The sequence below is a fragment of the Capnocytophaga sputigena genome, assembly GCF_900446695.1.
GTDB classification, from domain to species: Bacteria; Bacteroidota; Bacteroidia; order Flavobacteriales; family Flavobacteriaceae; genus Capnocytophaga; species Capnocytophaga sputigena.
This window is the reverse complement of record NZ_UAVP01000011.1, coordinates 177594-197420: the sequence shown is the minus strand read 5'-3', so window position 1 is coordinate 197420 and position 19827 is coordinate 177594. Positions and strand designations below refer to the sequence as shown.

19 protein-coding genes and 4 tRNA genes are annotated in these 19827 nt (G+C 36.4%); 4 read left to right on the top strand and 19 right to left on the bottom strand.

Annotation, left to right across the window (positions count from 1 at the left end; translation table 11 throughout):
* Positions 1-9: 9 nt before the first annotated feature.
* From DR017_RS12940 to DR017_RS12910, 7 genes are all read right to left on the bottom strand, one after another.
* Positions 10-912 carry a NifU family protein gene (locus DR017_RS12940; protein ID WP_002678149.1) on the bottom strand — a complete coding sequence of 301 codons (903 nt, stop codon included), beginning with the start codon at positions 910-912 and terminating at the stop codon, positions 10-12.
* Between the two features lies 1 nt (position 913).
* Positions 914-1555 (bottom strand): ribonuclease H1 domain-containing protein, encoded by a 642-nt coding sequence (locus tag DR017_RS12935; RefSeq protein ID WP_002678211.1) that lies wholly within the window; start codon positions 1553-1555, stop codon positions 914-916.
* 78 nt (positions 1556-1633) lie between these two features.
* Complete coding sequence (gene ettA / locus DR017_RS12930) at positions 1634-3325, bottom strand: energy-dependent translational throttle protein EttA (protein ID WP_002678046.1); 1692 nt, start codon at positions 3323-3325, stop codon at positions 1634-1636.
* Between the two features lie 107 nt (positions 3326-3432).
* The gene (locus DR017_RS12925; protein WP_002678037.1) at positions 3433-4269 is read right to left on the bottom strand and encodes a hypothetical protein; all 837 of its coding nucleotides are present in this window, start codon (positions 4267-4269) and stop codon (positions 3433-3435) included.
* 26 nt (positions 4270-4295) lie between these two features.
* The gene (gene queA, locus DR017_RS12920; RefSeq protein WP_002678200.1) at positions 4296-5345 is read right to left on the bottom strand and encodes a tRNA preQ1(34) S-adenosylmethionine ribosyltransferase-isomerase QueA; all 1050 of its coding nucleotides are present in this window, start codon (positions 5343-5345) and stop codon (positions 4296-4298) included.
* Between the two features lie 26 nt (positions 5346-5371).
* Complete coding sequence (locus DR017_RS12915; protein ID WP_002678120.1) at positions 5372-5938, bottom strand: hypothetical protein; 567 nt, start codon at positions 5936-5938, stop codon at positions 5372-5374.
* 38 nt (positions 5939-5976) lie between these two features.
* Positions 5977-6049, bottom strand: a tRNA-Pro gene (locus DR017_RS12910).
* Between the two features lie 263 nt (positions 6050-6312).
* Here DR017_RS12910 and mgtE point away from each other — a divergent pair.
* Positions 6313-7668 (top strand): magnesium transporter, encoded by a 1356-nt coding sequence (gene mgtE, locus DR017_RS12905; protein WP_002678011.1) that lies wholly within the window; start codon positions 6313-6315, stop codon positions 7666-7668.
* A gap of 41 nt (positions 7669-7709) precedes the next feature.
* Here the strand turns inward: mgtE and DR017_RS12900 are convergent, their stop codons facing one another.
* From DR017_RS12900 to DR017_RS12860, 9 genes are all read right to left on the bottom strand, one after another.
* Complete coding sequence (locus tag DR017_RS12900) at positions 7710-8924, bottom strand: bifunctional folylpolyglutamate synthase/dihydrofolate synthase (RefSeq protein ID WP_002678089.1); 1215 nt, start codon at positions 8922-8924, stop codon at positions 7710-7712.
* Positions 8925-9026: 102 nt separating this feature from the next.
* Positions 9027-9851 (bottom strand): TonB C-terminal domain-containing protein, encoded by an 825-nt coding sequence (locus DR017_RS12895; RefSeq protein ID WP_002678076.1) that lies wholly within the window; start codon positions 9849-9851, stop codon positions 9027-9029.
* 8 nt (positions 9852-9859) lie between these two features.
* Positions 9860-10246: an ExbD/TolR family protein gene (locus tag DR017_RS12890; RefSeq protein WP_002678130.1), complete on the bottom strand. Its 387-nt coding sequence runs from the start codon at positions 10244-10246 to the stop codon at positions 9860-9862.
* Between the two features lie 24 nt (positions 10247-10270).
* A complete protein-coding gene (locus DR017_RS12885) occupies positions 10271-10969 on the bottom strand; it encodes a MotA/TolQ/ExbB proton channel family protein (protein WP_002678171.1) in 699 nt (232 codons plus the stop codon).
* A gap of 169 nt (positions 10970-11138) precedes the next feature.
* A tRNA-Val gene (locus DR017_RS12880) sits at positions 11139-11213 on the bottom strand.
* A gap of 38 nt (positions 11214-11251) precedes the next feature.
* Positions 11252-11329: transfer RNA gene (locus DR017_RS12875), tRNA-Val, on the bottom strand.
* 34 nt (positions 11330-11363) lie between these two features.
* A tRNA-Val gene (locus tag DR017_RS12870) sits at positions 11364-11438 on the bottom strand.
* 119 nt (positions 11439-11557) lie between these two features.
* Positions 11558-11815: a hypothetical protein gene (locus tag DR017_RS12865; protein ID WP_002678105.1), complete on the bottom strand. Its 258-nt coding sequence runs from the start codon at positions 11813-11815 to the stop codon at positions 11558-11560.
* The gene (locus DR017_RS12860) at positions 11776-12300 is read right to left on the bottom strand and encodes a putative periplasmic lipoprotein (protein ID WP_040360845.1); all 525 of its coding nucleotides are present in this window, start codon (positions 12298-12300) and stop codon (positions 11776-11778) included. Before DR017_RS12860 ends, DR017_RS12865 begins: the two co-directional genes overlap by 40 nt.
* Positions 12301-12598: 298 nt before the next feature.
* Here DR017_RS12860 and DR017_RS12855 point away from each other — a divergent pair, with 298 nt between their 5' ends.
* Positions 12599-14977: an alpha-ketoacid dehydrogenase subunit alpha/beta gene (locus DR017_RS12855; RefSeq protein ID WP_002678059.1), complete on the top strand. Its 2379-nt coding sequence runs from the start codon at positions 12599-12601 to the stop codon at positions 14975-14977.
* A gap of 50 nt (positions 14978-15027) precedes the next feature.
* Here DR017_RS12855 and DR017_RS12850 read toward each other — a convergent pair whose 3' ends face one another.
* On the bottom strand, positions 15028-15411 hold the full coding sequence (locus DR017_RS12850; protein WP_002678233.1) for an RNA-binding S4 domain-containing protein: 384 nt from the start codon (positions 15409-15411) through the stop codon (positions 15028-15030).
* A gap of 86 nt (positions 15412-15497) precedes the next feature.
* On the opposite strand from DR017_RS12850, the gene DR017_RS12845 reads away from it, so the two are divergent.
* Together DR017_RS12845 and DR017_RS12840 are read left to right on the top strand one after the other, a co-directional pair.
* Positions 15498-16334 (top strand): FKBP-type peptidyl-prolyl cis-trans isomerase, encoded by an 837-nt coding sequence (locus DR017_RS12845; protein WP_040360846.1) that lies wholly within the window; start codon positions 15498-15500, stop codon positions 16332-16334.
* A 1-nt stretch (position 16335) separates the two neighbouring features.
* Positions 16336-17040, top strand: coding sequence for a CDP-alcohol phosphatidyltransferase family protein (locus tag DR017_RS12840; RefSeq protein ID WP_002678275.1), 705 nt, complete (start codon positions 16336-16338; stop codon positions 17038-17040).
* Here the strand turns inward: DR017_RS12840 and DR017_RS12835 are convergent.
* Both DR017_RS12835 and DR017_RS12830 read right to left on the bottom strand, forming a co-directional pair.
* Positions 17026-18936, bottom strand: coding sequence for a ComEC/Rec2 family competence protein (locus DR017_RS12835; RefSeq protein ID WP_002678072.1), 1911 nt, complete (start codon positions 18934-18936; stop codon positions 17026-17028). The genes DR017_RS12840 and DR017_RS12835 overlap by 15 nt on opposite strands.
* A complete protein-coding gene (locus tag DR017_RS12830) occupies positions 18933-19808 on the bottom strand; it encodes a C40 family peptidase (protein ID WP_095909081.1) in 876 nt (291 codons plus the stop codon). The genes DR017_RS12835 and DR017_RS12830 overlap by 4 nt, the downstream gene beginning before the upstream one ends.
* Between the last annotated feature and the right edge of the window lie 19 nt (positions 19809-19827).

Here is a 19827-nt window from a genome sequence, read left to right as displayed (position 1 = left end):
TATAAAATATTAAAGTAGTGCTTCAACGTTGATAAGCGGATTGTTTAACTTGTCTTTCAAAATAACTTCAATGCCTTTTTTTAAGGTTTGAGTAGATGACGGACAGCCACTGCAAGCCCCTTGTAAGAGTACTTCTACGTGATGGGTGTCGCGGTTGTAAGAAATAAATTGTATGTTACCTCCATCAGATGCTACAGCGGGTTTTACATATTGTTCTATGATAGCTACTATTTGTTGCGATATTTCGTCGGTAGTAACCATAGAGAGCAAGCGAGCTTGAGCTTCTTCTTGTCGCCTTTTTATCTCGGAGGGGTTAATGATAGGGCGACCTTCACTTAGGTATTTACGGATATAATCGCGCAAGTCAGCAGCTATCATTTCCCATTCTTCCATACCTTTTTTGGTGAGCGATATATAATTATCATCAAAAAAAACTTCTTCAATAAATGGAAAACGCGTTAAGAGAGTTGCTGCCATAGGTGCCTCTGTGGCTTCTTCTATTGATTTATACTCTATTACAGTAGGTACCAAACGCTTGTTGGCGACGAACTTCATCACGGTGGGGTTGGGAGTTGTTTCAGTATATACAGTAATAGCTTCCCCCATAGGTTTTCTAGCTTCGCCTAATAATATATCTTTACCCGATTGTAAATACACTAATACTTGCTGAGCAACCTCTTCCTGCACTTCTTTCCATTCAACAATGGGAAAGCGTTTCAAAGCAATGAAATTACTCGAAATATAAACAGTTTTTACAAAGGGCAAATAAAAGAGCTCCTTAGCTAAAGGAGCGTTTTTAGCTTCATCTATGTTTTTAAACTCATAACTCCCTTTTACCAAAGGTCTGTTAGCTTCGAGTTTGATGATGTCGGGGTTAGCAGTAGGTTGTATTTTCAGGGTAAGGTCTGTCATTTTATTTGTCTTTACGTCCGAAATCGGCAGGATTTTCGCCCCACGCTTGGGTTTCCCATTTTAAAATAGGGTTAGGATAAGTATTGTTGTGTAGCCATTGTTCAGCACGGGCTATTAATTCAAATATTTTTTCGTTATGAGAGGTGCGTGGCACTTTAGTTTTGCATACCTTTTGGCGCACCCAGCTCATCGCTATTTTGCTATCAGAATAGACCGGTAAGCTGAGGTTGCGTTGCTTCATAAAGGCTAAAGCGTGTACGATAGCCAAAAACTCCCCTATGTTGTTCGTGCCGTCTTTTATTGGTGCAATTCTAAATATTTCGGCTTGAGTTTCGGTATCTACCCCTCGGTATTCCATAATTCCAGGGTTACCACTGCAAGCAGCATCAACAGCTATAGAAGGCAATATGGGAGAACCTATACGCTCTAATTCTAAGGGGGATAGGGTAGGAGAGGAGGCTACTTTCTTGCCTTTGTATTGCTCAAAGCTCTCATTGAAGGCTTTTTCAGCAATTGCTTGACTCTCAAAACTCTTAAATTTAGCATACGGATAACCTTCAACGGCTTTTTTGCACTTATCCCACGAGCTAAAGATACCCGTTTTGTGTCCTTCCCACACTACATAGTACTTCTTTTTTGGCATTTTAAAGGAAGAATATTAAGACTAAAAGAACCATTACGATGGCAATTACTCCGATAATAATATTGTTATCATTTTCTTTCATCGTACCAATTTCTTGTATTTAATCCTTGTAGGTGTTACCTCTTTGCCAAGGCGTTTTTTCTTGTTCTCTTCATATTCTGAGAAGCTACCTTCAAAGAAATACACTTGAGAGTCGCCTTCAAAAGCTAAAATATGGGTGCAGATACGGTCTAAGAACCAACGATCGTGCGAGATTACTACCGCACAGCCAGCAAAGTTTTCCAAACCTTCTTCTAAAGCACGGAGTGTATTTACATCTAAATCGTTGGTAGGCTCGTCCAACAGCAATACGTTACCTTCTTCTTTTAGGGTCATCGCAAGGTGCAAGCGATTGCGTTCACCTCCTGAGAGGGTCGCTACTTTCTTGTTTTGCTCACTACCGCCAAAGTTAAAACGACTTAGGTAAGCACGCGAGTTCACCTGTCTGCCACCCATCATTATCAGGTCTTGTCCACCCGAGAAGTTCTCCCAAATAGATTTTTCAGGGTCTATCTGTTTATGAGTTTGGTCTACATAAGCAATTTTTACAGTTTCGCCTACCAAAAACTCACCGCTATCAGGTTTTTCTTCCCCCATAATCATACGGAAAATGGTAGATTTACCTGCTCCATTAGGTCCTATTACCCCTACAATTCCTGCTTGTGGCAATACAAAATTAAGGTCGTCATATAATAATTTATCACCAAAGGCTTTAGCTACGTGGCGTGCTTCTATCACGTTGGTTCCCAAACGAGGTCCGTTAGGGATGTATATTTCAAGTTTTTCTTCTAATTGTTTTTGATCTTCATTGAGCAGGCGGTCGTAGTTTTGCAAACGTGCCTTTTGTTTGGCTTGTCGCCCTTTAGCGCCTTGTCGTACCCATTCAAGCTCGCGCTCCAACACCTTTTGGCGTTTGCTTTCGGTTTTCTGTTCTTGGGCGAGTCGTTTAGCTTTCTGGTCAAGCCAAGAAGAATAGTTACCTTTCCACGGAATTCCTTCTCCACGGTCGAGCTCCAATATCCAGCCCGCTACATTATCCAAGAAATAACGGTCGTGGGTTACAGCTATCACGGTACCGGCGTACTGTTGCAAGTGTTGTTCTAACCACAATACCGATTCGGCATCGAGGTGGTTCGTAGGCTCATCAAGTAACAAGACATCGGGTTGTTGTAAGAGCAGACGACAGAGTGCTACCCTACGGCGTTCTCCTCCCGAAAGCACTTTGATAGGTGTATCGGGCTCAGGGGTGCGGAGGGCTTCCATAGCTACTTCCAGCTGGTTATCGAGTTCCCAAGCGTTCAAGGCATCAATCTTATCTTGTAGCTCGGCTTGTTTATCCATCAACTTTTGCATCTTATCGGGGTCAGAATAATTTTCTTCCAAGCTAAAAAGGTCGTTGATATGGTTAAACTCATCAAGTAGTTTTACGGTTTCAGCTACGCCTTCGCGTACTACCTCTATCACAGTTTTCTCATCATCAAGGTGTGGTTCTTGTTCCAAATACCCTACAGTGTAGTTAGGAGCGAAAACCACTTCGCCCTGATAGTTTTTATCAATTCCTGCTATAATTTTTAGTAAAGAAGACTTACCAGAGCCATTGAGACCTAAAATACCTATTTTAGCTCCATAAAAGAAACTCAAGTAGATGTCTTTTAGAACTTGTTTATTAGTAGATGAATAGGTTTTGCTTACCTTATTCATCGAAAAAATAATCTTTTTATCGTCTGCCATAATGTAATTAGCTAATATAGTGATTAGTAAATTTGGTGCAAAAATAATAAAAAAACTGGTATAGTTCAAAACTACGCCAGTTTTTATTATCTATCTTATGTGAAATTTTAGAATCTAAAGACGCCGCCAATACCTAATACAGTTTCAAAGAAAAAGAAATCGTGTTTAGCTTTATCGGCTATATCGTAAGTAGTGCGTACGTCGTACATATTGATATAACCACCTTTAAGTTCACCAACTACACGAAAATACTTTAAGAAAGTGAGGTGTAATCCAGCTTTAGCATTTACTCCTACCCCTGCAATGTGAAATTCGTCGTAACGTTCTTTATTAAGAAGTTTGGTGTTAGATTTTGGATATAAAGCACCAAAACCAAGTCCTTCGGTTAAGCTCACTTGTAATATATCAGTGTTACGGATACCAAACAAGCGAGAAATGTCATCAATACGAGCCCCTTCCACTACTACATAGTTGAGTCCATCAGTATGTTCAAAAGTAAGGAAGTCTTCACTGAGCAATTTATCGGCATTGTTATATACACCATCGTGTGAAGTGCCAGATCCATTGATATATCCATTCATTTTCACAGTTTGACCGTTTTTCATTACATATTTCATATGGTCTACTCCTACAGAAACAGTGTAATGATCAGAAATGTAATATCCTATGTGAAAATTGGTTTGAGGGATAGTCATTCGCAAGGGATTGATATAATCGATATGCCAACCTTTAGGACGGTCTACCGCTTCAACATCTTTGATGGTAAAATCGTAGCCATTACCAGTGAAAGTAATATCAGAATTAGAGTACCAGCCGCGATTGCCACCCCAGAAGAAGAAAAATTTACCTTTGTTATGAGCAGTGTAAAGTTCTTTAGGCGTTTCTTGCGCAAAAAATGTTAGGGTGCTCATTCCTAACGCCATAGTGATAAAAAATTTTTTCATTAATGATTATTTTTAGTTATTGATTTTTACAAGATTAGCATTGCATCGCCATAAGAATAAAACTTGTATTTTTGTTCTACAGCTTCTTTATAGGCACGCATAATGAGATCGTGACCAGCAAAAGCTGATACCATCATCAGTAAAGTTGATTTAGGAGTGTGGAAATTAGTGATCATCGCATTGGCCACACTAAAATCGTAAGGAGGGAAAATAAATTTATTTGTCCATCCATCAAACGGATTTACAAAGCAGTCAGAAGATACAGAACTCTCTAAAACACGCATTACAGTAGTTCCTACAGCACAAACACGTTTTTTATTTTCCTTAGCGGTGTTGATGATTTTTGTTTGACTTTCAGGAATATGAATCTCTTCGCTATCCATTTTGTGTTTAGAAAGATCTTCTACCTCCACAGGGTTGAAAGTTCCTAAACCAACGTGTAATGTTACTTCGGCGAAGGTAATACCTTTTATTTCTAAACGTTTCATCAAGTGTTTAGAGAAGTGCAAACCAGCTGTAGGAGCAGCAACAGCGCCTTCGTGTTTAGCGTAGATAGTTTGGTAACGTTCCTCGTCTTCAGGTTCTACAGGACGGGAAATGTATTTAGGTAGTGGAGTTTGTCCGAGCTCAGTGAGATGCTGGCGAAACTCTTCATAAGTACCATCATATAAGAAACGAAGGGTACGACCACGAGAGGTCGTATTGTCGATTACCTCGGCTACTAATTCGGCATTTTTACCAAAGTAGAGTTTATTGCCTATACGTATCTTGCGTGCAGGATCTACAAGTACATCCCACAAACGTTGTTCAGCGCTCAATTCACGTAATAAAAAAACTTCTATTTTTGCTTTAGTTTTTTCTTTATTACCATATAAGCGAGCTGGGAATACTTTGGTGTTGTTGAGTACAAACACATCGCCATCATCAAAATAATCAATTACATCTTTGAACAATTTGTGTTCAATTTCTCCTGTTTTGCGATGTACCACCATTAAGCGAGCTTCATCGCGGTTTTCGCTGGGATATTCAGCTAATAACTCTTTAGGAAGATCAAAATTAAAGTTTGAAAGTTTCATATATTTTCTACAAAATTATTGTTAGTTTATAAACGGTATCCCACTCCTATCGCTATGTGCCCATATTTATAATTATCATTTGGGATACCTTCTTTTCTTTTAGCATTAGGAATATAGAAGTTGATATCTACACTACCTATAAGTCTTTTCCACTCACCATAACCTCCTAAAAACAAGCGTGCATTTACCCCTTTTGCATCTCCAAAGTTGATGTTAGGACCTATGCCTACTTGCAAACCATTAGTTTTGTGCATTCCACCTAAAATATAGAGAAAAGATACTTGATGAATATAATTATAACGATCGTAATCATCATTTTGTTGAGTTTGCAGGAAAGTGTAATCTACACGAGTGCTAAATTTAGATAATTGTCCATACTTTTCGGCATCATATCTATCGGCTTGAACATATATATTTATACGTGGGCGAAAAGATAAAGAAGTTGATGAAGAAGAGTCATTATCTGGTTTTTCTCGATCGTTATTATATAAAAAAGGAAGTTGTGCCCCTATAACAAAATTGTTTTTAAGAGCTTGTGCCTGAGAAAAAAAGGTGAATAGGGAAAATAAAAAAAGAAAATAAACTTTGTTCATTTCTTTATAAAAATAGCTATTGTATAAAAGAAAAAAAGTCGGGATGACTGGACTCGAACCAGCGACCACACGCACCCCATACGTGTACGCTACCAACTGCGCCACATCCCGATTTTTATTTTTCAGAGCGCAAAAGTATTACTTTTTATTGAAACCACCAAATAAATAAATAGAAAAATTTTATCTATGGAGCTTATTTATTTGATAATCTGAAATTACTATCTCAAGTTGGATATATTGAGAAGCTATTTTAACTACATATTCAATACTTAGAATGTAGATTAAGTTCTTAAAAATATAAAATATTTTGAGATTCTTTATTCGGTATTCACAATTATTTTATAATTTTGCAAAAATAGAATTTAGGAGATAATATGACAACTTTTAAGATAACAGATGAGCTCATTGAAAAGATTCAGCAACTCATTGAACAAAAACAAAATAAAGAACTAACAACCCTCCTAAGTGATTTGCACTATGCTGATATAGCAGAAATCATTCACGAATTAGATACTGAAGAGGGAGTATATATTATTCGTCTTATAGATGCACAAAAAACATCGGATGTACTCACTGAATTAGACGATGATTACCGCGAAAATATCTTAAAAAATCTTTCAGCAAAAGAAATTGCTGATGAAATTATCGAGTTAGACACTGACGATGCTGTAGATATCATTTCTGAACTGCCAGAAGATAGAAAAACAGAAGTTATTTCGCATATCAAGGATGTAGAACATGCAAAAGATATCGTAGATTTGCTTCGTTATGATGAAGATACTGCTGGGGGACTAATGGCGAAGGAGCTCGTAAAGGTAAATGAGAATTGGAATGTACTCAAATGTGTGAAAGAAATGCGAGAACAAGCGGCTCATGTTACTCGTGTACATTCTATTTATGTGGTAGATGATAATGATGTGCTAAAAGGCAGACTTTCACTTAAAGATTTGCTTACTACTTCCACACGATCAGAAGTGAAAGATATTTATATTCCAAAAGTAGACTACGTATATGTTACTGATACTGCTGAAGAAGTAGCTCACATAATGAGTAAGTATGACTTGGAGGCGATTCCAGTAGTTGATGAGATGAAACGCCTTGTAGGACGTATCACTATTGATGACGTGGTGGATGTAATTAGAGAAGAAGCTGAAAAAGACTATCAATTAGCAGCGGGTATTACCAATGATGTAGAGGCAGATGATAATATATGGAAACTCACTAAAGCGCGCTTGCCTTGGTTACTTATTGGAATGTTTGGAGGATTAGGAGCAGCGAGTATTATCAATGGTTTTCAGGATACGATGATGGTTTACCCTATATTATTGATATTCATTCCGCTTATTCAAGCTACTGCGGGAAATGTGGGGGTACAATCATCAGCGATAATAGTACAAGGGTTGGCAAATAATTCTATCGATGGCGAACTTATCAAGCGATTGCTTAAAGAATTTCTATTAGGACTCATCAACGGGGGAACTATTGCAGGAATAGTGATATTAGTAAGCCATTTTGCTTTTAAAGCTGAATATTTGGTAAGTATTACAGTAGCCATAGCACTCATAACAGTGATTGTAAATGCTGCTGTGATAGGTACTTTTATTCCGATACTTCTCCACAAACGCGGTATTGACCCAGCGGTTGCTACGGGTCCATTTATCACTACCAGCAACGATGTTTTGGGTATTTTGATTTACTTTTTTATTGCAAAAATGATATTAGGGTTTTAAAACAACCTTTATTTGTTTTTCAATATTCACTTTTTGTTATTTTACACTACTTCTGCAACTACAAAAGTGCTTCCTCCTACAAAGATAAAGTCGGTAGGAAGCGCTTGTGCTTTAGCGACATTTAAGGCTTCTGCAACTGAAGAATACGCCTCTCCTTGTAGTCCTTTTGCAGTAGCAATTTCCTTTAATGTGTTGACATTAAGCCCTCTTGCAATAGCAGGACTACAAAAATAATAGGTAGCTTCTTTTGGAAAAAGTTCTAAAACACTATTTACATCTTTTTCTTTTACAAAACCTACAACTATATGTAAATTTGTATAGGTTTGCTTTTTGAGTTGTTCCATCACATAGGTAAGTCCACCCACATTATGTCCTGTGTCACATACGATAGTAGGGTAGGAGCCAAGGGTTTGCCAACGACCTTTCAGATTTGTATTGTGCACCACGTGTAAAAGCCCTTGTGCAATATTCTCCGGAGTAATATCCCACCCCTGGTGAATAAGCAATTCAATAACAGCTATTACTCCTTTAATGTTTTTCTCTTGGTAAGCACCTTGCAAGTCAGTTGTAAGAGAAGTTTCTATATGATTGGCAAAAATAATAGGAGCCTTTATTTCTTTAGCTCTTGCTGTGAAAACGGGAGCTGTTTCCTCTTGATATTCACTGATTACTACAGGTACATTTTGTTTGATAATACCAGCTTTTTCAAAAGCTATTTTAGGCAATGTATCTCCTAAAATATCTGTATGATCTTTGGAAATATTAGTAATAAGAGAAACTTCGGGAGTGATAATATTAGTAGAATCAAAACGACCTCCTAAACCTACCTCTATTACAGCGATATCTACTTTTTCTTCAGCAAAATAACTGAAAGCCATTCCTACAGTCATTTCAAAAAATGACAATGAATGTTCTTCCAAGAAAGATTTGTTTTTGGTTATAAAGTTTACCACATAGCTTTCGGGGATTTCTTTTCCATCAATTTTAATACGCTCACGAAAGTCTTTGAGGTGAGGAGAAGTATATAATCCTACCTTATATCCTGCCTCTTGTAAAATAGAGGCGAGCATACTGCTGGAAGAACCTTTGCCATTAGTGCCAGCGATATGCAAACTTTTGAATTTTGTTTGAGGGTTTCCTAACGCTGAAGTAAAGGTGAGGATATTATCTAATTTGTTGTTCAGAGCATTTTTGCCTTGTGTTTGAAACATAGGTAAGCGGTTGAACATCCACGAAAGAGTTTCTTGATAATTCAATGTTAAAAATAATTTTTAGTTATTATACAATCAAAAATGAGATAATTAGTTATCATATAACTATTATCTCATCTTGTTATTTATAATTGTTAATTGATTTTTTTATTCTCCAAGTTTAAAGTTAATAACAATAAAACCAATTTGACGTGCAGGGGCATTATCATCGGCATTCCAATGGTGCAAAGCTGCTGTTTTTCGAGCGGCATCTAATAAACAAGGGGCAGAATTAGTAGTTCCTTTTACGCCTGCAGTAGCTTTTACAACTCTACCGCTACGATCTACTTCTATTTGTACAACTACACGTCCTTCTTCATTACAATTTTGAGGAACTTTACCTTGTGAAGCAATGAAGCGCCCATTGAGACCCCAGCCTTTGCCAGAACCGCTGCCACCACCAGATCCATAGTAAGAATTAGCATATTGACTACCATCTATTTGACCTTGATAGCCAGGTTGGTTGCCATCACCTTGTCCTGCAGTTCCACTGCCTCCTGCATTAGCAGCTCCTAAAATGTTAGAAAGTGCATCAGAAGTTTCTCGTGAAGGTTTAGGAGCGGGTTTAGGTGTTTCTTTAGGAGGGTCTTTTTTAGGTGTTTCTTTTTTCTTTTCTTGTTTTTTAGGAACTTCGGGTACAGAAACTTCTTCGTTGTTATCTTGAGCTAAAAGATTCTCTTTCACTTCTTGTGAAGTACTTTGTTCAGGTTGTGTTTGTGGTGTTTGGGTTTCTTCTTGTTTGGCAGCACTTGGGGGAGGGGTACGCTCTCCCATTCCAGTTATATCTACCCCATAGATAACCTCTACCCCATTTTCGGGTGGAGGATCTAAGTACTTCATTCCTGCGAAAAATAGGATAAAGATAACCAAACACATCACAACTGTAGTGAGTGCTAAAGCTTTACGTTTATGTTCTGTATTGAATAAGTTCATATACTTTGCTATTTAGGACGTACAGCCAAAATTACCTTAAATTGATTTTGGTTTGCTACATCCATCACAGTTACTGCATTTTCAATAGGCACACTTTCTTCTACGCGTAAAATAATGGTAGGGTTTTCTACTCCTTTTAGTGCCGACTTGAGTTCTGCATCAAGATTATCTACAGATATAGGTTTTTTGTCGATAAAAAAATTCAAATCTTTATCGATACTTACCGAAACATTTTGTGTATTTGTGCTTTTTCCTTTAGCCTTAGGCAATAACAAATCGAGTGCATTGGGGCTATTGGCAGTGATCATAAAGAATACTAACAACAAGAACACAATATCCGTCATAGACGACATACTGAACTCAGGACTTACTTTATTTCTACCTTTTAATTTCATAATTGTACAAGTAGTTTTTGAAACCTATAGAGGTTCGTTCAACAAGTCTAAGAATTCAACAGCATTGGCTTCCATAAGGTGTACCACTTTATCAGTTTTGACCACTAAATGGTTGTAACCTACATAAGCGATAATCCCTACTATAAGACCAGCTACAGTAGTAGCCATTGCGGTATAAATACCTCCTGCTAAAGCACCCATTTCGGCTTGACCGCCAGCAGACGCCATTTCGTGGAATGACATAATCATACCAACAACCGTGCCTAAGAATCCAATCATAGGTCCAGCCCCTGCAATAGTAGCTAAAATAGCAGTGTTTTTTTCTAGTTTGTACACTTCCAAAGTACCTGCATTCTCAATAGCTTTATTGATATCTTCGAGCGGTTTACCTATACGAGAGACACCTTTCTCAATAAGTCGTGCCACAGAGGTATTAGATTGCACACAAAGCATTTTGGCTGCATCCAACCGTCCAGCAGAGATACAATCACGTATTTTATACATAAAAGTTTTATCCACTTTAGAGGCAGCCTTGATAGCAAAAAGGCGTTCGAAATAGAGGAAAAGAGCTACAGCGAGCATTACGAATAGAATGCCAATAATCACAATATTAGCAGTGCCACCATCTACAATCATATCCATTATAGAAAGTGTTTTTTCTTGAGCTGGAAGAGTGTCGGTTGCAGTTGTAGCAACATCTACAGAAGTTTGTAATCCTAACATATTTTTATAGTTTTCTGTTTAAAAATATCGCAAAAGTAAGAAATAATTATCAATATACAATTATTAATAATTAATTAACAATTATTAAAAATGTAAATATTTGATAATCAATTCTGTATTTAATATATTGCTAATAAAAAAAGCTACTCAATATTCGAGTAGCTTTTAGTGGACTCTACTGGATTCGAACCAGTGACCCTCTGCTTGTAAGGCAGATGCTCTGAACCAGCTGAGCTAAGAATCCTTTTTTTAATTATGAAAACAACAATAAAATCTGAATTTTGGTGGGTCCTACTGGATTCGAACCAGTGACCCTCTGCTTGTAAGGCAGATGCTCTGAACCAGCTGAGCTAAGAACCCCAAAAATAACAATGATAAAAATTTTAAACCTAAGTGGGTCCTACTGGATTCGAACCAGTGACCCTCTGCTTGTAAGGCAGATGCTCTGAACCAGCTGAGCTAAGAACCCTTATGTTTTTAAATCGGGTGCAAAGGTACTACTTTTTTTGAAACCTCCAAATTTTTTTATGAAAAAAGTGAAAAAATATTTATTCTTTTAGCATAAACTCGTACTCTAATCGGTTGAAGTTAGTAATCATATAGGGTATTATTCCATTCACTTTCAGGCTTATTATCATTGTAATTCTCGCGTACTGTATAAATGTTTTTGCCATTAAATCTCTTTTGACCTACTCCTACAAAATAATAAGCATCACCGTTCCAACTACCCTTAATTTTAGGAAAATAAAGCACTAAAGTACGTCGTTTTGTAGGGCAATGGTAAATTACGTGTTTATCTGTAGCTTCTATAAGCTCATAAACATCACTGAATTGATATTTTTCCATACATCCCCATGGAAAGGAAGTGAATCGGGGAATACAATAGGTTTTTCATTTGTTAGACGAAAACTCACTTCGGTAGTATAACAATCGGGGGCTCCACAATCGAAAGTGTGAAGATTGAAAGGCAAATGTACTTTGATACTGTCCTTAGTAGTCTTAGCGAATCCTTGTAAGTAAAACTCTTCTAAACAAGTATTTTTTAGAATACTGTATTTCATTTGTTGCAAAACTAATTTTCGCACAGCTCTCTGGTAACTCTCGTAGTCCTCACCATATTTTTCTTGCAAGATTTTTAATAAGCTATCATTTTTTGAGAGTTTAACTTTAGGTTTAGTGGTATTAGCTTTTGCAACAACAGTGCTATCAATAGACATAACTATAGCAGTGCTACTTTGAGTAGTAGTACCCTTCTGTATGCTAATAGTTTTTTGCTGTTGACAATTTGTCAATAATATTACAAAAACGAAAAAAAGAATTGTATGTTTCATTTGGCAAAGATAAGAAATAATTGAAAATTAACAATTGATAATTGAGTTCATTATATTATTTTATATAAGAGCTTTTATATCAGTGTTTTTTGTGTAGATAGATGATAGTTTCTTTGAGATTTTTCTTTTTCTGAAGCAAGACACTAGTATATATAACTATTACTAAAATCGAAAATTAAAATACTTTTCTTTTGTTTACTTTTAAAAAAGTATTACATTTGCCCAATATTTTTTATTCAAACAAAATAAACCACTCTATATTAATTTTTTTTAAAACTATTAAAAGAGGATAAAACCGATGAAAAAAGAAGATATTCTAGAAGACTATGGCATCGCTGTTCTCAGTAGAGAATGCAGCTTGATGGGAAGAAAAGAAGTGCTTACAGGTAAAGCTAAATTTGGTATTTTTGGGGAAGGAAAAGAGGTGCCTCAAGTAGCTTTAGCAAGAGCTTTTCAAGATGGTGATTTCAGGAGCGGTTATTATCGCGATCAAACACTAATGATGGCTCTTGGCGTACATACTGTAGAGAATTTCTTTGCAGGAATATATGCACACGCTGACATAGAGGCAGACCCTACCAGTGCTGGACGCCAAATGGGGGGGCATTTTGCTACCCATAGTTTAGATGATGAAGGACATTGGAAAGATTTATTAAAACAAAAGAATAGCAGTAGTGATATATCGTGTACTGCTGGTCAAATGCCTCGATTGTTAGGTTTAGCACAGGCTTCTAAAGTGTATCGCGACTTACCTAATGCAGAAAGTAAAGGCTTCTCAAATCATGGTAACGAAGTAGCTTGGGGGACTATTGGTAATGCGAGTACTAGCGAAGGACACTTTTTTGAAATCCTTAATGCGGCAGGGGTAATGCAAGTACCCTTAGTAATGTCGGTTTGGGATGATGAGTATGGTATTTCAGTTCCTAAAGAATTTCACACTATTAAACAAAGTATTTCAGAAGCTTTAAAAGGTTTTGTGCGTGATAAAAAACACAAAGGGTTCGAACTATTTGTTGCTAATGGTTGGGATTATCCTACTTTGTATGACATTTACCAAAAGGCAGCCAAAATAGCCCGTGAGGAACATATACCTGTATTAGTACACGTAAAAGAACTTACTCAACCTCAAGGACACTCAACTTCAGGCTCACATGAGCGTTACAAAAGTGCTGAACGACTTCAGTGGGAAAAAGAATTTGACTGTATTACCAAAATGCGCGAATGGATTATAGCTGAAAAATATGCTACTGAAGAAGAATTGGTAGCTATAGAACAACAAGCTAAGAAACGTGTGAATGAAGGTAAAAAAAGAGCTTGGGAATCTTATATTAAACCTATTGAAAAAGAAAGAAAAGAACTTGTTGCTCTTCTCTCCTCATTGTTAACCAATACGGACGATAATACTATAAAAGAAAGAGTAAAGAGTTTATCAAAATCTCTTTTGGAAATAGCTTTACCTAATCGCAAAGATGTGTTGAGTAGCGCGAGAAAAGCCTTGAGATTGTTATTGCCAGAGGGTCAAAATAAAATACTTCCTTTACAAGAATGGATAAAGAACTATATAAAGGAAAATGAGCCTAAATATAGTCGATTTCTCCACACAGAGAATGAGCAAAATCCTATTCACATAGCAGAGGTACTTCCTACTTATGACGCATCAGAAGAACCTGTAGATGGGCGTATAGTATTGAGAGAGAATTTCGATGCTTTACTTACTAAATATCCTAATCTTTTGATATTTGGTGAAGATGTAGGCAATATAGGCGATGTAAACCAAGGATTAGAAGGTTTGCAAAAGAAACACGGAGCCGTAAAAGTAGCTGATACAAGTATTCGTGAAACAGCTATAGTGGGACAAGGTATAGGTATGGCAATGCGAGGTTTGCGCCCAATTGCTGAAATTCAGTATTTAGACTATATTCTTTATGGATTACAAACGCTAAGTGATGATTTAGCCAGTTTGCACTATCGCACTTTTGGTAAGCAAATGGCACCTCTTATCATCAGAACGAGAGGACATCGTTTGCAAGGTATTTGGCATGCAGGTTCACCTATGGGGGTATTGTTGGCTTCTTTAAGAGGAATGTATATTCTCACCCCACGTAATATGGTGAAAGCAGCGGGTTTCTACAATACACTCTTGGAGGGTAATCAACCAGCTGTAGTGGTGGAATGCCTCAATGGATATCGTTTGAAAGAAGCGTTGCCTAGTAATCTCACTGAGTTTAAGACTCCTATAGGGGTAGTAGAAACACTTCGTGAAGGAAAAGATATTACTGTAGTATCCTACGGGTCTACTTTGCGTATTGTGTGTGAGGTTGCTGATGAGTTGGCTGCCTTGGGTATTGATATTGAAATTATTGATGTACAATCATTAGCACCATTTGATGTGCGTCACGATATAGTGAAGAGCATACAGAAAACCAACAGATTATTAGTAGTTGATGAAGATATGCCTGGAGCTACTTCGGCATATATTTTGCAGAAAATTTTAGAAGAACAAAATGCTTATCAGTATTTAGATAGTGCACCGCAAACTTTGGCGGCAGGTAATCACCGCCCTGCGTATGCAACTGATGGCGATTACTTCTCTAAACCTAATGCCGATAGCATCATTGAGAAGATATACAGTATAATGCACGAAGTTAATCCTACAAAATACCCTACATTGTTGTAGTATTGTATTTTTCACTTTGTCAAAGTTTTAGGACTTTGACAAAGTGAATTTTAATCATCATCTTCTTGAAAATCATTTAAGAGATTATCAATAGCACGACGATCTTTTTTAGTAGGGCGACCTTCTCCTTTTTCACGGTAATAGTCCTGAGCGAGTTTTTGTATTTCGGCTTGCTCAAAAGCTTCAGGAGGTGTGTTATCTTGACGATAAAGGTCTACTAACTTAGCTCCCACACGGCTTTCGGGGATGTCTAAAACCTCTAATTGGTAGTTGATTTGGTTTTTACGTACTACTATTTGGTCGTTTTTATAAATCTCACGTGAAGGTTTTACTGTTTCGCCATTTACTTTGATGTGACCTTTTTTACAAGCTTCAGTAGCAATATTGCGTGTTTTGAAGTAACGTACACACCATAAATATTTATCAATTCGCATTCTTTTATAATTTTAAAAATAACAATGAGGTGCAAAAGTAAGAAATAATTTGTATCTTGCGCCCCAAAAATAAGACAATATTTTATATGATAAACAAAATTCTATTTAGCATTAGTTTAATAGCTTTGTTATTAACTATAGGTTGTAAGAAAAACGACAGTTCTAATGTAACACCACCAAGAGATGTTACAGAAGTGAGGAATGAAAACAATCAAGCTATTGAAACATTCTTAAAAACACATACTTACACATATTCCGCCACGGCAGCTATTTCGGATGCTGTTACCTTCACAAGTACAACTAATGTTTCACAATCCATTTTTAATAATAGTAATCTAAAGAAAATGGAATTAGATGTATTTGATGCCAACAACAATCGCATTCGTCATACCTTGTACTATATGGTATTACAAGAAGGTACTAGCTCCCATACTACTTCTATTGCTGACTCGGTATATGTAAACTATAAAGGTCAGTTACTCAACTTAACTGTATTTGATGATACTACAACTCAATCAGCATCTAATTGGATGGATTTACTGGGAAATATTGTTACCAATCGCCCTTCAGGTACTATCAGAGGATTTAGAGAGGGAGTTGCTCAACTAAAACCTTCAGTAACTAAACTCACACAAAATTCAGATGGTACACTCACCGCTCCTACCGATGGAGGGGTAGGGGTGTTCTTCATTCCATCAGGTTTAGGCTACTTCAATAATAGTCAGGCAAAAATACCAGCTTATTCACCTTTAATTTTTACAGTAAGACTTATCGCTGCTCGTCATGCCGATCACGATCACGACGGCAAACCATCTAAAGATGAAATTGTACGTGATAACTATGGAGTGGTTACTTATCCTGATTGTGATGAGAAGAAAGATCAATCATATCTTCCAGATTATTTAGATGCCGATTGTAAGTAAAATGAAAAAGCATATCCCTAATTTAATTACTTTAGGAAACCTCTTTTGCGGAACAGTGGCAATTATTTTTACCGTGAAGGGGGCACTTGATTGGGCAGCTCTCTTTGTAGCGATAGGTATTTTCCTTGATTTTTTTGATGGTTTTTTTGCCCGTTTGCTACACGTGAAATCAGAAATGGGGTTACAGTTAGATTCTTTAGCTGATATGGTTACCTCAGGAGTAGTACCAGGTGTTGTGATGTTTCAGTTGTTTAACCAAAGTAGTTATGTAGTAGAAAATCCAACAACTTGGGCAGCCTACTTACCTTATATAGGTTTCCTTATCACTTTAGCATCAGCCTATCGATTGGCGAATTTTAACATAGATACGCGGCAAACTTCTGGTTTTATAGGACTTCCTACTCCAGCTAATACAATGTTTATCCTTTCTCTACCGCTTATAATGCAATACCAATCAACAGAACTATTTGATAGTTTATTGCATAATAGTTGGGTTTTATTAGGAATTACATTGTTGAGTGCATATTTACTGAATGCTGAAATAGCCCTCTTTGCATTGAAGTTCAGTGATTATTCATTTAAGAATAATGTATTGAAGTATATATTTTTAGCACTTTGTGTTATTCTACTTGTAAGTTTAAAAATGATTGCTATCCCTATAATCATTTTATTGTATATTATTCTTTCCTTACTACCTAAGCGATAAATCACGCTTCATTCTATCTAAATTGATTTTAGGTTTTTGTAAGAAGATAACACTATCAATAACTACTTGCTTGGATTTTGGGTATACCCCTAAACTATCCATTAGCAAGTAGTTTTTTTGTTTGAAGCGCAATATATAGGGCATTTTGTAAAGTGTAATATCACTGATGCCTTTGTTTTTAATGTAGTTGTTTACCATTGGATTGATAGAAGTTATATCGACCTGATAGACACTCAGTTTATTACCTTGCCTAATAGTGATTATCTTATCTTTGTACTTACTAAATACTAACATTTCTTCGGTAGTTTCTAATTGGTATTTGTGATAGAAAAGTACCCCTTGAAACAAAAGTACAGAAACGAGAAGAGCTACCAATACTTTATATTTCCTATAATGTACAAAGATGATGAGTACTAGTACTATTACTAAAGAAGAAAGAAGTAGGGGAGTTGTGAAAGGTATATTGCGTATGATAAACATTTCTTGATGTGCTATAAAAGCTACTAAAATGTTCATCAGAGTTATTAATTTTTCTAAGACAAAAATTATAGGGTAAGGCAAAATATCTAAACCTCCCAAACATAGAGCAATGATACCTCCTATAAGTATAGGTTGTAACAAAGGTACTACTACCAAGTTAGCAACAAAGAACAAAATAGGAAATTGATGAAAATAGTATAAACTGATGGGCAAAACAACTATTTGAGCAGATAATCCTACCAAAAATAAAGACCAAATCCATCGGATGTATTTATTTTTAGGTAGCCACCATTTCCGCATTACAGGGTAGAATTTCATTATAGAAAATACAGCTGCATAACTCAACTGGAAGCCTACATCATATAAATAATAAGGATTGATAAGCAACAAAAACAACATTGAGAGCATTAAAGCATCGAATCGCCCTTGTTTTCGGCGTATAAGGGTACCCAACCCTACGAAACTAAACATTATAGTTGCTCTCAATACAGAAGGAGAAGCCCCAGCTATTAAAGCAAAAGTCCACAATCCTGCTAACAAGATGAAGTATCGCAATGGGCGATAAAATCCCAAATTAGGCATTTTTTGCAGCAGTAATAGAAGTATAGCCGTGATAATTCCGACGTGTAAGCCCGAAATAGCTAAAATATGTACTGCACCAGCATCTACATATTGTTGATAAATATTTTCATCTAAATCACTACGCTTTCCTAAGAGTAATGTATTTAAGAGAGCAGCAGACTCGCGATTGAAATTTTGGTTGATTACAGCAGTTAGATGAGAACGCATTTTTTCAATATTTCCCATAAAATCTACTGTATTATTTTTAACAATAGAAAATGTTATTATTTCCGCCCGACCCAATACTCCTTTTCGTTCCATATATCGTTTATAATTAAACTGATATGGATTTTTAGGAGGTGGTATAAGTGTATATTTTCCTACAAAAATTAATCTATCGGTTGGAACTAATTGTTTTACATCATCGCTAATTGCTTTAGAAGGGAAAAAACACAAGATTTTACCTTCGGTACTGTTATGATTTGCTGTTAAGAGGTGAGCTTTAAAGGTAGTACCATAATTGGTTTGTGAAATAAGCTCTATTACCTCGGCTTCTAAGGTGTAATATTCATTGGTATTTAATTTTTGTGTGTAATGATTAGGGTTATAAGTAGGAGTGTGAAGGTACGTTATCAGCATACCTACAGCTACAGAAGTGAGACCTATGTGGAATAGAATTCCGTGACGAAAAGCATATCGCTTGGTAGTTAATAGGTAATGTATTGTTAGGGTAGCTAACAAACATAAACTACTACTTATAACAAACAAAAAAGAGGGAACTATTACATCAGTAATAGCAATCCCTCCTATGAGTCCTAATAATATGGTTAATATGGGAATATTTACGAATTTCACATTACACGTTTTGCCATACGAAAGGCTTTTTTGTAATAAGCATCACTCAATGAAGATATTACAACCCCTCTTTTAGAGGAAGAATGAATGAATTTCACATCACCATCTACATCTACTACCATACCAACGTGAGAAATTCTATTTCGGCGAGTAGTTTTGAAGAATAATAAATCACCTACTTGTACATTTTCTAAGCGTATTTTACGTCCTTGGGTAGCCATTTCTTGTGAAGAACGAGAAAGAGGTACAGCTATAGATTTGAAAGTAGTACTTACAAAGCCAGAGCAGTCCATTCCTTTGCGAGTAACCCCTCCGTGGCGATAAGGAGTTCCTAAGTATGAAAAAGCAGTGTCGAGCAATATTTTTTGTTGTTTAGTATCAACTTTACTTTTTGATAGAGCAGGAAGAGCTATATCAGTATTATCTACGATTTCTTCTTCATCAAGTAGTTCTTCTTCTTCCAAATCATCATCTAAATTTTCTTCAGCAATAGCCATATTTTCAGCATACTGTTGACTTGTTTTTTTAGGAGTATATCTCTTATTTGAAGCTACTGCACGTCCTCTTACTGGAGTTTTTCTTTTAGCGGCAACTGCTCTTCTGTTTTTAGCTACAGCTTTCTTTTTAGTACTATGGCTTGCTACTCTATGTTTAGGAGGTGTTTTTTTTCCTTTAGTAGTAGAGACAGCTACCTTAGTTTTTCCTTTTTTAGGAGGGCTGTAAGTTTTCTTTTTAGGTTTTTTACTTGCTATCACAGTATTTTCAGCACTTACTTTCACAGTAGTGCTTTTTTCATTTTTTTGTATGCTTTCTGTAAAAGAAGAAAGGCAAAATAGTAGTGTAAATAGTCCTAAAAGTCTTAATATGTACATAGATAAGGGGTTATAAAGT